General features: G+C 35.8%; 16 protein-coding genes. 3 read left to right on the forward strand and 13 right to left on the reverse strand.

Features of this window, described 5'->3' with window-relative positions:
* Positions 1 to 57 precede the first annotated feature (57 nt).
* Positions 58 to 597 carry a 3-hydroxyanthranilate 3,4-dioxygenase gene (locus GXM17_RS06750; RefSeq protein WP_163398535.1) on the reverse strand — a complete coding sequence of 180 codons (540 nt, stop codon included), beginning with the start codon at positions 595 to 597 and terminating at the stop codon, positions 58 to 60.
* Between the two features lie 235 nt (positions 598 to 832).
* Positions 833 to 1,924 (reverse strand): endonuclease/exonuclease/phosphatase family protein, encoded by a 1,092-nt coding sequence (locus GXM17_RS06755; RefSeq protein ID WP_163398536.1) that lies wholly within the window; start codon positions 1,922 to 1,924, stop codon positions 833 to 835.
* A gap of 226 nt (positions 1,925 to 2,150) precedes the next feature.
* Between GXM17_RS06755 and GXM17_RS06760 the strand changes: the two genes are divergently transcribed.
* The 3 genes from GXM17_RS06760 to GXM17_RS06770 all read left to right on the forward strand — a co-directional run bounded on the left by GXM17_RS06760 (position 2,151) and on the right by GXM17_RS06770 (position 4,303).
* Positions 2,151 to 3,047, forward strand: a complete 897-nt coding sequence (locus tag GXM17_RS06760) for a S66 peptidase family protein (RefSeq protein ID WP_163398689.1) — start codon at positions 2,151 to 2,153, stop codon at positions 3,045 to 3,047.
* A gap of 109 nt (positions 3,048 to 3,156) precedes the next feature.
* Positions 3,157 to 3,528 carry a YraN family protein gene (locus GXM17_RS06765; RefSeq protein WP_163398537.1) on the forward strand — a complete coding sequence of 124 codons (372 nt, stop codon included), beginning with the start codon at positions 3,157 to 3,159 and terminating at the stop codon, positions 3,526 to 3,528.
* Positions 3,529 to 3,646: 118 nt separating this feature from the next.
* Positions 3,647 to 4,303, forward strand: a complete 657-nt coding sequence (locus GXM17_RS06770; RefSeq protein ID WP_163398538.1) for an aspartate kinase — start codon at positions 3,647 to 3,649, stop codon at positions 4,301 to 4,303.
* Positions 4,304 to 4,385: 82 nt separating this feature from the next.
* On the opposite strand, the gene GXM17_RS06775 is transcribed toward GXM17_RS06770, so the two are convergent.
* The 11 genes from GXM17_RS06775 to GXM17_RS06825 all read right to left on the reverse strand — a co-directional run bounded on the left by GXM17_RS06775 (position 4,386) and on the right by GXM17_RS06825 (position 16,796).
* Positions 4,386 to 4,856, reverse strand: coding sequence for an OsmC family protein (locus GXM17_RS06775; RefSeq protein WP_163398539.1), 471 nt, complete (start codon positions 4,854 to 4,856; stop codon positions 4,386 to 4,388).
* 125 nt (positions 4,857 to 4,981) lie between these two features.
* Entirely contained in the window at positions 4,982 to 5,317 is a 336-nt protein-coding gene (locus tag GXM17_RS06780; protein ID WP_208796425.1) for a GNAT family N-acetyltransferase, read from the reverse strand.
* 128 nt (positions 5,318 to 5,445) lie between these two features.
* Complete coding sequence (locus tag GXM17_RS06785) at positions 5,446 to 6,009, reverse strand: helix-turn-helix domain-containing protein (RefSeq protein WP_163398540.1); 564 nt, start codon at positions 6,007 to 6,009, stop codon at positions 5,446 to 5,448.
* Positions 6,010 to 6,184: 175 nt separating this feature from the next.
* Positions 6,185 to 6,391, reverse strand: a complete 207-nt coding sequence (locus tag GXM17_RS06790) for a hypothetical protein (RefSeq protein ID WP_163398541.1) — start codon at positions 6,389 to 6,391, stop codon at positions 6,185 to 6,187.
* A 136-nt stretch (positions 6,392 to 6,527) separates the two neighbouring features.
* Entirely contained in the window at positions 6,528 to 7,709 is a 1,182-nt protein-coding gene (locus GXM17_RS06795) for an aldose epimerase family protein (protein WP_163398542.1), read from the reverse strand.
* 137 nt (positions 7,710 to 7,846) lie between these two features.
* Entirely contained in the window at positions 7,847 to 9,355 is a 1,509-nt protein-coding gene (araA, locus tag GXM17_RS06800) for an L-arabinose isomerase (RefSeq protein WP_163398543.1), read from the reverse strand.
* 242 nt (positions 9,356 to 9,597) lie between these two features.
* Positions 9,598 to 10,299 (reverse strand): L-ribulose-5-phosphate 4-epimerase, encoded by a 702-nt coding sequence (locus GXM17_RS06805; protein WP_163398544.1) that lies wholly within the window; start codon positions 10,297 to 10,299, stop codon positions 9,598 to 9,600.
* The gene (locus GXM17_RS06810; protein WP_163398545.1) at positions 10,283 to 11,974 is read right to left on the reverse strand and encodes a ribulokinase; all 1,692 of its coding nucleotides are present in this window, start codon (positions 11,972 to 11,974) and stop codon (positions 10,283 to 10,285) included. Before GXM17_RS06810 ends, GXM17_RS06805 begins: the two co-directional genes overlap by 17 nt.
* Before the next feature lie 310 nt (positions 11,975 to 12,284).
* Positions 12,285 to 13,403: a glycoside hydrolase family 43 protein gene (locus GXM17_RS06815; RefSeq protein ID WP_244307349.1), complete on the reverse strand. Its 1,119-nt coding sequence runs from the start codon at positions 13,401 to 13,403 to the stop codon at positions 12,285 to 12,287.
* A 97-nt stretch (positions 13,404 to 13,500) separates the two neighbouring features.
* Positions 13,501 to 14,484 carry an arabinan endo-1,5-alpha-L-arabinosidase gene (locus tag GXM17_RS06820; protein WP_163398546.1) on the reverse strand — a complete coding sequence of 328 codons (984 nt, stop codon included), beginning with the start codon at positions 14,482 to 14,484 and terminating at the stop codon, positions 13,501 to 13,503.
* Between the two features lie 8 nt (positions 14,485 to 14,492).
* Entirely contained in the window at positions 14,493 to 16,796 is a 2,304-nt protein-coding gene (locus GXM17_RS06825) for a glycoside hydrolase family 127 protein (protein ID WP_244307350.1), read from the reverse strand.
* Between the last annotated feature and the right edge of the window lie 8 nt (positions 16,797 to 16,804).

The following is a 16,804-nucleotide window of genomic DNA, read 5'->3' on the forward strand; positions in this document are numbered from 1 at the left end:
AAAACCGATACACTTAAAAAGTCTATCGGTTTTTGTATTTATAAATTTTGTCCAAAATTATTTCTTAGCTACAAACCTCGGATCAGATTCCATAACGGTTCCGCAATTATCGCAGGTTCTTAATTCTTCTGAATTGTAAAAATGTTCAAAGTGTGCGAGGAAATCTTTTTCAATATTGTGCAGTTCAAAAAACACTTCATATAATTTGTGATTGCAGTTGTCGCAATGCCAAAGCAAACCATCTGTGTAGCCTAATCCGGCACGTTTTCGCTCGATGACCAAACCAATAGAACCCTCTGAACGAACCGGAGAATGCGGTACTTTCGCTGGATTTAAATACATATCGCCTGCGTTCAGAATCATTTCTTTGCGTTCGCCTTCTTCCTGAATGACTACTTTTATATTGCCTTCCAGCTGGTAAAAAAGTTCTTCGGTTTCGTTGTAATGATAATCTTTTCGGGCATTTGGACCTGCAACAATCATCACAATATAATCACCGGAGTCAACATATAAGTTTTTATTTCCAACAGGCGGTTTTAGTAAATGACGGTTCTCGTCTATCCATTTGGTCAGATTGAAAGGTTTTGCTATAGCCATTTTTTTGAGATTCTGAGTTCTAAGTTTCTGAGAAGCTAAGTTAAGGAAAATTGTAGAGACGCACGGTAATGTGTCTGTATTTACCTTTAAAAAAGTTAGCCACAAATTACACCAATTATCGCTAATTTTTATTTATGATGAATCGAATTATACGAATTCTGTATGCTTTAATATTTCGTGAATATTAGTGCAATTCGCGGCTTGAACTGTAAGCGTACTGCGTGCATCTCTACGATTACATTTCTTTTATCAGATAAATATAAACCGGAAAATGGTCGCTAAAACCCACTTCACTTGTACTGTGTCGCAACGGATAACCTTTGTATTTTCCTGAATTTTGGATGAGATAGGGTTTATTGAAAATTCCGGCTTTCCAAAATTTGAATGATGCAAAATCAGGTTTTATGAGCGATTGTGTAATAATGATCTGGTCAAAAATATCCCAGGAATCCCGAAAAGCTGTTGTTCCCATGCCGCGTTTGGACATTTCTTCGAACGGATTGTAAGTCCCAAATTCCGGAACTTCAGCCTTTTTAGCTTTTGCTCCAAGCGCCACTTTTATACTTTTATTATAAGGCCCATCGTTTAAATCGCCCATCGTAATCACTTTTGCATCTGGATTAATTTGCTGCAGCGAATCGATTATTTTACGGTTTAATCTTCCCGCCGCTTCCCGATATTCGCTTGTAGCTTTTTCACCTCCCGAGCGAGAAGGCCAGTGATTGACAATGATGCTGATCTCTTCTCCTTCCAAAAAACCGGTAATTAAAAGCTGATCACGGGTAAAAACACGATTGTTCTGAACTGTCTTCGTTGTTTCTTCATCTGTTGATTCTTCTTTTCCCTGTTCTTCTACATTTTTATTTTTCAATATATATAAAGGTATATTTGAAAAAGTTACCGGTTTAAAAAATTTCTTCTGATACAATAATGCTACATCTATTCCGCGTTTGTCGGGCGAATCAAAATGAATGATTCCGTAATCCAAAGGCAATAATTTGGGCTGTTTGACTAAGTCTTCCAGAACGCCTCTGTTTTCAATTTCAGAACCTCCAATCAAAACTGGCGCATTTGGATTTTCCGGCTTTCCGATTTCTGATATTACTTTTGAAAGGTTCTGCAGTTTTTGATTGTATTTTTCTGTTGTCCAGTTTTGTGTTCCGTTTGGTGTCCACTCGTCATCATTCGTATAAATATCATCAACAGTGTCAAAAAGATTTTCGAAATTGTAAAAGGCTGCGGTGTGGATACTATATTTTTTGGCCTGACCAAAAGCCGTAATCGAAAACAAAAGAATGAAGCAAATTTTAGTTATAATTATTCGCATAAAAATTTAATTTTTTAAATTGCTGAAATTAATCAAAATTTAAATTTGTAAGAAATTTCAAATGATTTTATTTTTTTAAATCTTTATCTTTGTTAGAAATAAATCAAAAGCAAAAAAGAAAATGAATACAAACAGATTCCTTCCTATAAACAGCCCTTGTGCTTTTTATAAATTCGTATTCCTTATTTTTGCTTTACAATCCTTTACCAGTCAATCACAACAAAATATGATAACACCACCTTATTTACAAAAAGGAGATACCATAGCTCTTTTGGCAACAGCCCGAAAAAACATCGACGATAATTTAAAACCTACCATAGATTTACTTAAAAGCTGGGGACTGGAAGCCGTAATCGGAAGTTCAATTGGTTTGGACTACCATCAATTGGCAGGAACAGATGAACAGCGTGCTGCCGATTTTCAAAAGCAAATGGACAATCCGAATATCAAAGCGATTTGGTGTGTTAGAGGCGGTTACGGAACTGTGAGAATGCTGGATTTACTGGATTTTACAAAATTCAGACAGCACCCGAAATGGGTCATTGGTTTCAGCGATGTTACTGTTTTACACAATCACCTTAATACAATGGGTTACAAATCGATTCATGGGATTATGCCGGTTACGATTCCGCGTGCGACTCCGGCAGCTGTTAGTTCTATGAAGTCGGCTTTGTTTGGCGAGCCTTTGTCTTATTCGGTTGCGCCGCATCCTATGAACCGTTTTGGTCAGGGAACTGGCGAATTGGTCGGTGGGAATCTTTCTATTTTATACAGTTTATTAGGATCTCCATCTGCGATTGACTGCAGGGACAAAATTTTATTTATTGAAGATTTAGACGAATATCTGTATCATATTGATCGAATGATGATGAATTTACGTCGAAATGGCTGTATCGAAAACCTGAAAGGAATCATTATTGGCGGTATGACTAAAATGAAGGATAATGAGATTCCATGGGGGAAAAATGCGCTTGAAATTATTGATGATGTGACTAAAAAATATAATATTCCTGTGATTTTTAATTTTCCGGCCGGACATATTCAGGACAATCGTGCGCTTGTTATGGGAAGTACGATTTCTATTGAAGTGAATGCTTCCGGGAGTACTGTTGTTTTTAAATAAAAAGGTTAAAAGTTATAAGTTATGGGTTATGAGTTTACAAATTTCACAACCTGATATTTTAATTTATATACTTCATTGTCACATTTACTTATAACTCATAACTCAAAAAATGGCAGAACATAACGAACTCGGAAAAAAAGGTGAAGATCTTGCTGTAGAATTTCTGCTACAAAACGACTATAAAATTTTAGAAAGAAACTGGAGATTTCAAAAAGCTGAAATTGATATTATTGCCCAACAAGAAAATATCGTAGCCGTAATAGAAGTCAAAACAAGATCCAGTATAGACTTCGGACTTCCGCAGGATTTTGTGAAACCAAAAAAGATTCAGCTGCTCATAAAAGCAGTAAATGCCTACATAAACGATAGGGAAATGAATTTTAAAGACGATTTAGAAGTCCGTTTTGATATTATCGCCGTGCAAAAAACCGAGGAAACATTTGCTGTTGAGCATCTTACAGACGCTTTTTATCATTTTTAACATATTTTTTTATTGTTATATTTGTAACAAATTGTTTTTTAATTTATCTTTGCGGAGATGTTATAACATCACAAACAAACCAAACTAACACAATTACGTTCAAAAACAATTAAAGATTATGAAAACCGTTTCTTCTATTGTAGAAAATTACATCAAGACTAAGCCATTTTTACTCAATGCTCTTTCTCTTGGAATTATTAACCTGACTTCTTTGTCGCGCAATATCATGACCGAACTGGAAAGTGAATTTGGTAAAGAAGTAAAGCAAGGTGCTGTAGTAATGTCACTAAAAAGACTTACAGAAGAGTTAGACTTTAAACTGAACCACAAAATCAACAAGGTCATTAAAAACATTGGTGAAATCACGGTTCGCTCAGAACTCACAGATTACACTTTTGCAGCTTCTGACACTGTTTTAAACAAACAGGCTGATTTAATTTCTGATATTAATATGCTGTCTGATATATTTTATACCTCATCACGTGGTGTAAACGAAACTAATATCGTAGTAAGCAGCAGTATCAACCATTTAGTTGAAAAACATTTTATTCGTGAGAAACTGATTCAGAAACTGGATAATCTGGCTTCAATTACTGTAAAATTGCCAAAAGAAAACATTGTTGTTCCCGGTATTTATTACTTCATTTTTCAGCGTTTGGCGTGGGAAGGAATTATTATCAATGAGGTAATTTCGACTTCAAACGAATTTACGATCCTTGTAGGAGAAGAACAAGTTGATGTTGCTTTTAAAGTAATCAAAGACTTAAAAAATTAATTTCTTTCGAGAAAATCCCAATCCAAAAAAAAAGAAAAAAAAAACAATATACGAAGAGACTGTTTTACGACAGTCTCTTTTTTTATGCCGTTTCGCAAGTGGCATTGTGCAGAACAGGAAAATTACACGAATTGGCTATAAAACACAATTGGTTCGCTTTTGTATGCAGCTCTAAAGCTCCCTGAATCTGATCAGGGTTTGCAATTTTAACTTTTGGGTATAAGCGAACTTCTGTAAAACGACCGCTTCCGTCTGGAGCGACTTCAAGAATTGCTTCGGCATTATCAGTATATTCTAAAACTTCTATTCCGTTTTGGCAACACACATATAAATACGACATCATGTGGCAGGAAACCAGGCTGCTTAAAAGCAAATCTTCGGGATTGTATAATTCGGGATCGCCTTTGAAAGCTTTCGCAGCCGAAACATCCAAAACTGGTTTTCCTTCGATTAAAATTTTATGGCTTTTGCTGTAGAATTTTCGTCCTAATTGTTCCTGATTTTGGTTGGAAGTCCAGTTTATTGCTGCTTTGAAAATGTGTTTGAAGGTCATTTTTATTTTATCTTTTCTAAGTAAACAAGTGTCAAGTTATCATTTATAATTTTTCGTTTAAATTCACTGTAACCAATTTTGTTATAGAGATAAAGATTCTTTTCGCTCTTAAATCCGGTAAACAATTAAATTCTTTTACAGTCTTTAAAACTCGTTTCTATTACATCCATTAGCTTTCTGCCGATTCCTTTGTTTTGGTAATCGCTTCTGACAATTAACTTACCAATGTAAGCGGTTCCTTCTGCTTCATAACCCCGAATTGAACCTGCAATTTCCCCATTAATCACACTTTTTAAAATTATTGATTTTTTATATTCATCTTCTAATGATTCTAAACTCTGTATCAAAGGTCGAATTTCATAATCATTATAAATTGCTGCTTCAGACAGATAGCAATTCTTTTGTAATTGAAGAATTGCTGCTAAATCAGATTTTTGTGCTTTTAGAATATCAATGTTCATGATTTAAATTTAATTCTTTTTATTTTTTAGGACAATTATAAATTTCTTACTCCCTGTGAATATAAAACTTCCGCGAGATATGAAAACTTATTCGGATCAGCTTTTTGTAATTTTGAAAATTGTTTTCGCTATTTTATAATTTTAATTAGATTCGGATACTGGTTTTGTAGGTTTCCATTTCTTATTTTAAAAACAAACAATATTGGAAGAATGATATTTAATGCATAAAGTACAACTACGATATAAAGTAAAACCTCATATGGACCGTAATGCAGAATTTTAAATAAGGCGAAGAAAGTAATTGAAATAAACGCCAAAACGGACCAGATTATCTGAAAATTCAAAAGGTTGGCTCCCACTTCTTTCAGCCCGGTTATTTTATCTTTTTTGGTCATCCATAAAATTAAGGGAAGAATAATATTTCCTACTGGAATAACCAAAAACGCTAATACGGAAAGATGTAAAATTATCAGATAATGATGATCTTCTTTTTTTCCATAATCTAAAATGTCTTCTGCATGTATGTCCAGTACTTCACAAATCAAGTGGAGTGTTTTACCGCGTGGTTCGCTTTCGTTGTTTTCAATTCGCTGAATAGTTCTTAAATTTACTTTAGAAGATTCAGCCAGTTCTTCCTGAGACAGTCCTTTTTTCTTTCTGACTTCCCTAATTTTTTCTCCGATTTCTTTCATAATTGATTGCGTTTATTTTTTGACAAAAGTATTATGAAACTGTAATTCTGGTAGCGGTTTATTTGCGACATTTTTACGGCATTGTTGTCAGGTTGCTGATTTTGTTGGTTTTGTTAGTTTTATTATTTTTAAAAATCTATAAAATATGTTTGATTTATCTTTCTTTTCCTGCTGTTCAAGATACATTTTGCGGCGCTTCCATTTGTCCTGTACCACAATTATCTGATTGAGTTGTATAAAATGGTCCAGGAGTATTTAACCAATATACCTCCTCATTTTTATATCCATGAATGTTGTTTAAACCATATTCAAATTCCTTTATCAGATATTCAAAGGAATCTCCTTTATATAAAAACTCCAAAGATTTTTCGGGTAAGTACATAAATATTTCTGTTAACTTGCTACCATTGTGTAATCCATCAAATATAAAAAGAATATCATATTTGAATTAACGAAAAAACCTCGAAATCACAACTTTCGAGGTTTTTTGGTATTAAACTAACAAAACTGATTTAAACTTATTTTTTAACTGAAAACTTAAAAGTTGTCTTAGTTTTATAATTTTCGCCAGGATTTAAAACTGTCGTTGGAAAGTTTTTCTGGTTTGGAGAATCCGGATAATGTTGTGTTTCTAAACAGAAAGCTGTTCTGTGTGCATAAGTTCCGCCGTTGCGCATTGGTAAAGTTCCGTCAAGGAAATTTCCGGAGTAGAACTGAATTCCAGGTTCATCTGTGGTCACTTCTAAAACTCTTCCGCTTGCAGGGTGGTAGGCTTTTGCGATAATTGTTTTTCCTTTTTCAGGATTGTTCAGTACCCAGCAGTGGTCGTACCCTTTTCCTCTTACTAATTGTTCGTCTTTAGCATCGATTTCTTTTCCGATTAATTTTGGTTTTCTGAAATCGAATGGTGTGTTGGCAACATCCTGCAACTCCCCTGTTGGAATCAAAGTTGCATCCACAGGAACAATTTTATCCGCGTTCAGAGTAAGTTCGTGGTCTAAAATTGTTTTAGAGAAATCCCCTGACAGGTTAAAATATGTATGCTGTGTTAAGTTTACAACGGTCTTTTTATCTGTAGTAGCTTCGTAAAGCACTTCCAATTCGTTGTTTTTTGTTAACGTGTAGGTTACTAAAACTTTTAGATTTCCGGGATAACCTTCTTCCATATCTTTGCTTAAATAAGATAATTTCAAAATTGCTGATTCCCCTGATTTAGCTTCTTCTGCTTTCCAAACCACTCTAAAAAAGCCTTCAGGTCCTCCGTGTAAAGCATTTGGTTCGTTGTTAATCGCTAATGTATATTCTTTACCGTCTAATGTAAATTTACCTTTTGCAATTCGGTTTCCGAAACGTCCGATCAAAGCTCCAAAAAATGGATTTGGCTTCATGTATTGTTCCAAAGAATTAAATCCGGTAACCACATTTTCAAAAACGCCGTCTTTGTTTGGCACTTTTAAATCTGTGATAATACCACCAAAAGTGATGATATCGACTTCCATGCCGTTTTGGTTTTTCAGCTTATAGCTTTCAATTTTTTCTCCTTTTGGAGTTGTTCCGTAGTCCGATTTTACAATTGTTACAGAATCTTGTGTTTCCTGGGTTGTGGTGGCATCCATTTTTTTATCGCTTTTACATTGAACAGAAAGTGCTGCCAAACCGATTATCGTAATTCCGAAAGCACAACGTTTTAATACATTCATAAATACTGGTTTTTAAGTTAGTAAAGACTTCATCCAAAAGTCAAAAGTCTTAAAGTCAAAAGTCGAAGTTACGAATTTATCAAGACGTAATTCATTACAATTTCACTTTAAGACTTTAAGACATTTAGACTTAAATATTACAATCCGTGCTGAAAAGCATGGTAGTAAGCTTCATTCGCATTAATTTTATCTTTGAAATCCCTGATTGTTGTTTTCTCATCAATCACCAATAATTCAATTCCGGCGATATCAGCAAAATCTTCCATAAATTCTGTTGTAACTGCCTGGCTGTACACGGTATGATGTGCCCCTCCTGCCAAAATCCATGCTGTAGCTGCAATGTCAAGGTCTGGTTTGCAATCCCACAATACACGGGCAACCGGAAGTTTAGGCAATTCTGCCAATGGTTTTACGGCTACAACTTCGTTTACAATTAAACGGAAACGGGTTCCCATATCAACAAGCGAAACATTGATTGCTTCTCCTGCAGGTGAATTAAATACCAAACGAACCGGGTCTTCTTTTCCTCCAATTCCTAACGGGTGAACCTCACAATTAGCTTTTCCGTCAGCAATAGATGGACAGATTTCCAGCATGTGTGATCCTAAAACATACGATTTTTGAGGTGTAAAGTGGTAGGTATAATCTTCCATGAAAGAAGTTCCTCCTTCAAGACCAATGTTCATTACTTTTAATGCTCTTACCATAGCAGCTGTTTTCCAGTCACCTTCTCCACCAAAACCATAGCCGTCAGCCATTAATCTTTGTGTAGCGATTCCTGGTAATTGTTTCCATGCGCCAAGGTTTTCGAATGTATCAGTGAAAGCGCCAAAACCTCCTTCTTCAAGGAAAGCTCTTAAACCTAACTCGATTTTTGCTGCTTCTATTAATGAACTTCTTTGCGCTCCTCCTTCTTTTAAAGAGTCAGTTAAATTATAATTAGCTTCATAAACTGCTAATAAATCGTTTAATTCCTTCTCAGTTACCTTTTCGATATGTTTCGTAACATCAGAAGAATCATATCCGTTAACCGACATTCCAAAACGAATCTGAGCCTCCACTTTATCTCCGTCAGTAACGGCAACTTCACGCATATTGTCTCCAATACGTGCTACTTTCAGGTTTTGAAGTTCGTCCCAGCCTAAAGCTACTCTTGACCAGATGCCTAATTTTTTATGAACTCTTTCGTCTTCCCAATGACCCACAACTACTTTGCGTTTTTTACGCATTCTTGACATCATAAAACCAAATTCACGATCTCCGTGAGCTGACTGATTTAAATTCATAAAATCCATATCAATAGAACCCCATGGAATTTCAGCGTTGTATTGTGTGTGCAAATGACATAACGGTTTTTTAAGGATTCTTAAACCACCAATCCACATTTTTGCAGGTGAAAAAGTATGCATCCAGGTAATAACCCCGATACAGTTTTTTGTTGTGTTTGCTGCCAGACATACATCTAAGATCTGATCCGGTGATTTTACTACATCTTTGTAAACTACTTTTACCGGTATATGAGATGAAGTATCTAATCCTTTTGCAATTATTTGCGAATGTTCTGCTACTTTTCTTAGTGTTTCTTCACCGTATAATTCCTGGCTTCCTACTACAAACCATACTTCTTTTTGAGAGATATCTATCATTTTACTTTTTGTTTATTTTGTTTCAGGTTTCAGGTTCTTAGAATCTGAAAATCCTGAATTGTTATGTTTTTTATTTTGTTTCAGGTTTTCTTTGTTTCAGGTTTCATGTTGTGAAATCGTCGAAAAACCTTGTGTTATATATTCTTTTGTTATTTTTTTGTTTAGATTTTATTTATTTGAGCTTCCTAGTTTCACATTCCAAAAACTTGAAACTAAAAAACATGAAACCTGAAACAAATTCATTATTGTCCGTAATACGAATCTTTTCCGTGTTTGCGGTTGTAATGTTTCTTTATTAATGAATCTTTCAGCCTTGGTGCATTTGGGTTTATTTGTAAAGTCAGGTACGCCATTTCTGCAACTACTTCAAGAACTTTACTGTTATAAACCGCTTTTGCAGCATTTTTTCCCCATGCAAACGGACCGTGGTTTCCAATTAAAACCATTTCTACTTCTTCGTAAGAAAGATTTTTTTCTTTGAAACAATCCAGAATCTGAATTCCGGTATTGTGTTCGTAGTTTCCTTCGATAAGCGAATCAGCCATTGGCGGAGCACACGGAATATCAGCGGTTAAGTGATCTGCGTGTGTTGTACCAAAGATTGGAATATCCTGTTGTGACTGCGCCCAGGCCACTGAATAGGTCGCGTGTGTATGTGCAACACCTCCAATATTTGGCCAGTTTTTGTATAAATAAGCATGCGTCTTTGTGTCTGATGACGGACGCATGGTTCCTTCGATAATGTTATTGTCAAAATCAACAATCACAATATCTTCAGGTTTTAAATCTTCGTAAGGTACACCGCTTGGTTTGATGGCAAAAACACCTCTTTCGCGGTCAACTGCGCTTACATTTCCAAATGTATACACCACCAGATTCAATGCATTTAACTGCATGTTGGCTTCGTAACATTCTTGTTTTAAATCTTTATAAAGAGAACTCATTTTCTGTAATTTTAATAGATGGATCTGCGAAAGTGCTTAATTGGTCGTATGCTAAAAGTAATTTGTTGTAAGCAGCAACTTTGTCTAGTTCTGGTGTGTATTCGCTTTCAAAAGGGCTTCCCATTTTTTGACTGGCTTCAATTACATTTGGATAAATCCCGGAAGCTACGGCAGCGTAAATTGCAGCTCCCAAAGCCGGAGCCTGGTCTGATAAGGCTACTTTTATCGGTTTGTTTAAAACGTTTGCCAGAGTCTGCATGATAAAAGGTGATTTTCTTGCAACACCACCGATACCGATCACGCTGTCAATTTTTACACCTTCTTCTTCAAAACGATCCACAATTTTTTTAGATCCAAAACAGATTGCGTTTACTAAAGCTTTAAAAATATGAGGGGCTTTTGATCCTAATGATAAGTTTGAAATGGCGCTTTTTACTTCCTGATTTGCATCCGGAGTCCTGCGTCCGTTGATCCAGTCTAAAGCGGTTGGTATGCTTTCAGACAACGGAATCTTTTCGGCTTCTTTCGTTAATTCTACAATTAATTTATCACTGAATTCTTCTCTTAATTGCTCTTTTTGAGTATCATTTAAAAGAGATGAAGCACCTAATAATTGTTCTGTTGGCCACATTAGTAATTCTTTGTACCATGCTAATAAATCGCCAAAAGCAGATTGTCCTGCTTCAAGACCAATATAACCCGGAATTACAGATCCGTCAACCTGACCACAAATTCCGCGAACGTTTTTGGTACCCACTTCGTCATAAGAACCAACCAAAATATCGCAAGTCGAAGTTCCCATTACACGAACCAAAGTATTTTCGCCAATTTTAGCTCCAACTGCTCCGGAGTGTGCGTCGAAAGTTCCAACAGCAACAATAGTTTCTGTAGAAAGTCCCAAACGATCTGCCCATTCTTTGCTTAATTTTCCGGCAACTAAATCTGAAGTATAAGTTTCATCATATAAATTGCTTCGAAGTGCCGCTAAATAAGGATGTAGTTTTTCTAGAAATTCAACCGGAGGTAAACCATTCCAGTCTTCGTGCCACATGGCTTTGTGTCCTGCAGCGCAACGGCTTCTTCTGAAGGTTTTTAAATCTTTGTCTTCGATTAATAAATACGTCATTAAATCACAGTGTTCCATCCAGGTGTGTGCTGCATTTCGTACCGCTTCATCTTCTCTGGCAATATGCAGGATTTTTGCCCAGAACCATTCAGATGAATAAATTCCGCCAACATATTTGGTAACGTTTTCACCGCCCCAGCTTACTGCCAGCTCGTTGATTTCGTTAGCTTCATTAATCGCTGTATGATCTTTCCACAACACCATCATCGCATTTGGGTTTTCTTCAAAACCTTTTGTCAAAGCCAGTGGAGTTCCGTCTTTTGTAACCGGAACCGGAGAAGATCCTGTAGTATCAATACAGATTCCTTTTATTGCAGCAGGATCAACTTTGCTTTCTTTCACAACATTTTGAATGGTAATTTCCAATCCTTCAATATGATCCAAAGGATGCTGACGAAACTGATTGATCGATGCATCACAATATTGTTTATTCTTCCATCTTTTGTAATGATAAACATTGGATGCAAGCTCCTGTCCATTTTCAGTATCTATTAGCACCGCACGAACAGAATCTGTTCCGTAATCTAATCCTATAACGTAATTTTTCATTTCGAAATTCATTTTAATGAGACAAATATAATATAATTAATTTATAAGTGTACAAAAAACACTTAATAAAAATTTTCTTGTTGTTTTTTACAGAAAATACATCAAAACAATGATTTAAATTCAAAACAAAAAACAAACATTAATTATACATTTACTCTGTTGCGATTATTTCATCTTTATTTTCAAAACACTAAATAATATGTCGAAAAATTGTATTGAATTTGATTGCGTTTTAACTCACAATCAGTTTATTAAGCACCCATTTTGGCTGTGCCACAAAAGAGCTCTCATCATTACTGTTTTGAACTTTTTAATTAAATTTAAATATTGGTGTACCGTTTTCATCAAATTTTACTTTCATCATTCTTGCATGACGATTAGGATCGTATAACGGGTCTGCTATAATTTCTTCTAAAGATCTTTTATCTGTTGCCGGTACTACTTTTGGATCACCAACCGCTTTTTCATAATCCCTTGCATGATAAATTAATATTGGCTCTCCGTTTTCATCCACTGTGAAAGAGTTATGACCAGGACCGTAAATACCTTTTGATGCGTCCGTTTTTAAAACTGGATTTCTCGATTTTTTCCAGGAGTTTCTATTTAGTAAATCCGCATTTTCATCGGCTTCCATCATACCCATCGCGTAACAGGCACCTGTAGCACTTGCCGAAAAAGTGATGTAAATTTTTCCTTTGTTTTTAATGAATGCTGGCCCTTCATTTACCCAAAAACCAACACGTTCCCAATCATAATCCGGAGTAGTGAGCATGAACTGAACGGTTTTTAATTTGATAGGCGATTCCATTTCGGCTAAATACAAATTAGACGCTGCGAATTGTCCACCTGTTTTTTCTGCCCAACAAAAATATCGTTTGCCTTTATGTTCAAATACAGTTCCGTCTAGCGAAAAATCAGTAAAACTTTTTGGGTCGTTATCAGCAGCTTGCATTTGTCCTAATTCTTTCCACTTATCTTTTAGAGGATCTTGACCTGTACACTCCAAAACATAAGGTCTTAATCTCCAAATATCATCTTCTTTACTTGCCGCAAAATACACATACCATTTTCCATCTAAATAATGAATTTCCGGAGCCCAGACATGACGGCTCATTGGTCCACTTGCATGTTTTTCCCATACTCTGAAAGGCGCTGCATTTTGTAATTCGGCAATCGTTTTTGCACGTCTTATCTCTATAGCATCATAAGTGGGTACAGATCCTGTAAAATAATAATACCCATCTGTATGTTTGTAGATGAACGGATCTGCTCTTTGCAGCACAATCGGTTTGTTAGAACCTTTTATGTTTGCCATAATAGAAACTTCCTCTTTAGATGTTTCTTTTTGTTCTTTTTTATCTGAACAAGAGGCAGCTCCAACCAAAAGAACAGCTGAAAGTACCAGGTTTTTGAATAGGTTTCTTTGCATGATAATAATTTTCTATGTATTAATTTGTTTTGAAAGCAGACTTAGATAATTACAATTATTTTCAAGTAAAATTTCATACTCCTTTTTCTAATCTTTTTTACTTAATAACCGGCCATAAATCTTTGTCCCAATCCATCTCTTTTATTTGCAATACTGGTCTTCCGTTTTGGCTGGCACTATATGCATGGTAAATGATATAATCTTTCCCGTCAAAAGTATAAGTGCTGTTATGCCCGGCTCCAAACCAATCCTTGTCTCCTTGAATGAGCAATGTTCCTCCACCCTCGTTCAAAGATTTTCCTTCTTTATCGACATACGGGCCCGTAACATTTTTAGAGCGGCCGACTACTACTTTATACGTGCTTTCTTTTCCTCGGCAACACAAGTCCCAAGAAAGGAATTGGTAGTAGTAACCATTTTTTTTGAAGATAAAAGGCGCTTCTAGAGCAGCATCTCCGGGGTCATTATCCTTCAATTCAAAAGTTCTTTTGCGTTTGGCAATCGTGTGCCATTCTTGTGGTTGCGCAATGGACTTTAAATCGGCATTTAATTTGACCATTTTCAAGCCTTCCCAAAAAGAGCCAAAAGCCAACCAAGGCGTGTTGTTTTCGTCGAAAGTCAGATTCGGATCAATAGCATTCCAAAGGTCGCGGTTCGGAATGGACTGAATTACAATTCCCTGATCGACCCATTTGTAATTTTTATCTTTTGAATCCAAAGTGGTATTAGTGGCTACACCTATCGCCGAAGTATTTTTGGCGAAAGCCGAAACCGAGTAATATAAATAATAAGTACCCTTGTGCAATGTAATATCCGGTGCCCAAATGTGGTTCTTGAAATCGGCGGCAACTCCATCAGCCCAAACGGGTTTTTCGGTAAAAACCTGTGGCTCTTTATTCCATGTTTTTAAATCTTTTGAACTAAAAACACTGATTCCCATTCCTGTGCAATAAAGATAGTAAGTGTCTTTTTGTTTAATCATAACAGGATCATGCACAGTAATATCTTGTGCCAATGTTTGTAATCCTAATGAAAGAATCAGAAACATTATAAAAGAGTTTAATTTCGAATATATTTTCATACTTCGTTTTATTTTACAATTCGTATTTGATGCAATTTTGAAGTTGGACGACCATCTTTTGATTTGATTTTTAATGTAAAAATTTCATCTCTATCCACATTGAAACGAGTTAATTTATCAGTTGCTGAAATAATTTCTACTGGTTTTTCATTGATTAAAACTTCCAGGTTATCCAGTTTATAATTGCCTAAAAAACTGATTTCGATAAATTTTCCTTCCTTGTTTTTATTGACCAATTGATAGGAAATATAAGAGCGGGTGTTTCTCCAGAAATGGCCATCATCGTAACCAGAATCGCTTTTTTCACCTTTGTAATGATGATCTACTTCGGGTTGTTGCTCTCCACAGTTTATTTTATCGACCGTTTTGGCTTCCAGATCCATAGCTTCTATTTCTTGTTGTTGTAACAAAGCTTGTTTTTCTTTGTATTCTTCTTTTGTAAAAGTTTGAAAATACATTTGATAACGGGCATCATGCACTTCGAAAAAAGGTTCTAACTGTAAAGAATCCAGTTGAAAACGCATGTTTCCTAAGTCATTCAATTTAGAAACATAACTTCCTTTTTCGCCCACCAAAGCATAAGCTTTATCCAAAGGAATATATTTTCCGCTTGCCACATGTCCCATTCGGCTGTCATCGGCAAATAATCCGTCTAAGTTTTCGGTAGATGTTTTGGCTGCCAAAACAATTGGCCCATTCACAAAAGCAACCCAATTGGAACCATCAGGTAAATTTTCTAAATGCGTTGATTTTTTGAATCTCACCGTTATTTTGTCTCCCGATTTCCATTTGCGATTCAGACTTGCATAACTGCTTGGTTTGGCTTCGGTTTTTTGCAACTGCCCATTGACTAAAATTTCAAAATTTTCTGCCCACTTCGGAACACGAATATTTACAGCGAAGGTTTTGTTTTTTTTAAGTTTCAAAACTATTTCGCTGTTGTTTTCATAAGGGAACTTTGTGATTTGTTCCAATGCTATTCCTTGTTCTTCCCAGTTTAAAGTTGATGGAATAAAAAGATTCACATAAATATCATTTTGCGAATGGCTGTAAATTAACTCTCCGTATTTGGAATGATTTTCAAGTCCGGTTCCCACACAGCACCACATACTGGTTTCAGGTTGCGAATACACGCGATAATGATTCGGTCTGATAGGCGTGAAATAAACAAAACCTCCTTTGTTAGGTTCCTGGCTCGAAAGTATATGATTGTATAAGGTACGCTCGTAAAAATCCAGATAGCTCACATCGTTTTTGTCTAAGTAAAGTGCTTTGCTCAAACGCTCCATATTGTAGGAGTTGCAGGTTTCTGGCCCTTGATTGGATTTTAGCATTCCGCTAAAATCATCAATTGGATTGAAATGTTCGGCTACGCTATTTCCTCCAAAAGCCACGGATCTTTTTTCGGTAACATTTTTCCAGAAAAACTGAGCTGCATCAGACCAGGTTTTGTTATCGGATAAAGTGGCAATTTTTTCAAAACCAAGCACTTTTGGAATTTGCGTGTTGGCATGTAATCCGGTTAACTTATCTTCATGATTGAGTAACGGCTCCAAAATGGCTTTTTGCGAAAGCTTTTCAGCTGTTTCCAGGTATTTTTTGTCTTTTGTAATCAGATATAAATCGGCAAAAGATTCGTTGATACCGCCATGTTCTGTTTTTAGAATTTGTTGAATTTGTTCTTCCGAAAGTGGTTGGATTAATTCGATAAACCAGTCGCCTAATTTTACAACAATGTCTTTTGCTTTTTGATTTCCGGTATAATTATACGCATCAATCAAACCAGCAAAAAGTTTGTGAATATTATAAATGGGAACCCAGGTATTGTTTAATCCAAAACCACTTCCGTCGATATCGCCTTTATGAATACGATCCCAAAAAACTTTTCCTTCGGGAATTCCTCCAACATAACCCGTTCCATCTTTATCCTGACAACGAGCCAATTCTGAAAGCATGTAATCTAAACGATTTTTAACTTCTGTATTTCCTGTTGAAGCGTACATCATAGCCAGTGCCGATAAATAATGCCCGCCAATGTGTCCATCCAGTCCAATATTTTCCCAATTTCCATATCGGTCAGCTTTGGTAGGAAGTCCGGCCGAAATTAAATAAGGTGCTAATAATCGATCTGTATTTAAGGCTAAAATATATTTTAAATCAACATCCTGCGCATTCTTAAAAGGTCCGCTTGTTAATCGTACTTCTTGTAGTTTAAATTCCTTCATCTGAGCCATTGAAGAAAATGCAAACGAGAATGCTACAACTAAAAAAAGTGCTTTTTGAGTTGAATGGAACAGTGTTTTAAAAGTCACTTTTTTAT

It is taken from the genome of Flavobacterium fluviatile, from assembly GCF_010645065.1.
Lineage (GTDB): Bacteria > Bacteroidota > Bacteroidia > Flavobacteriales > Flavobacteriaceae > Flavobacterium > Flavobacterium fluviatile.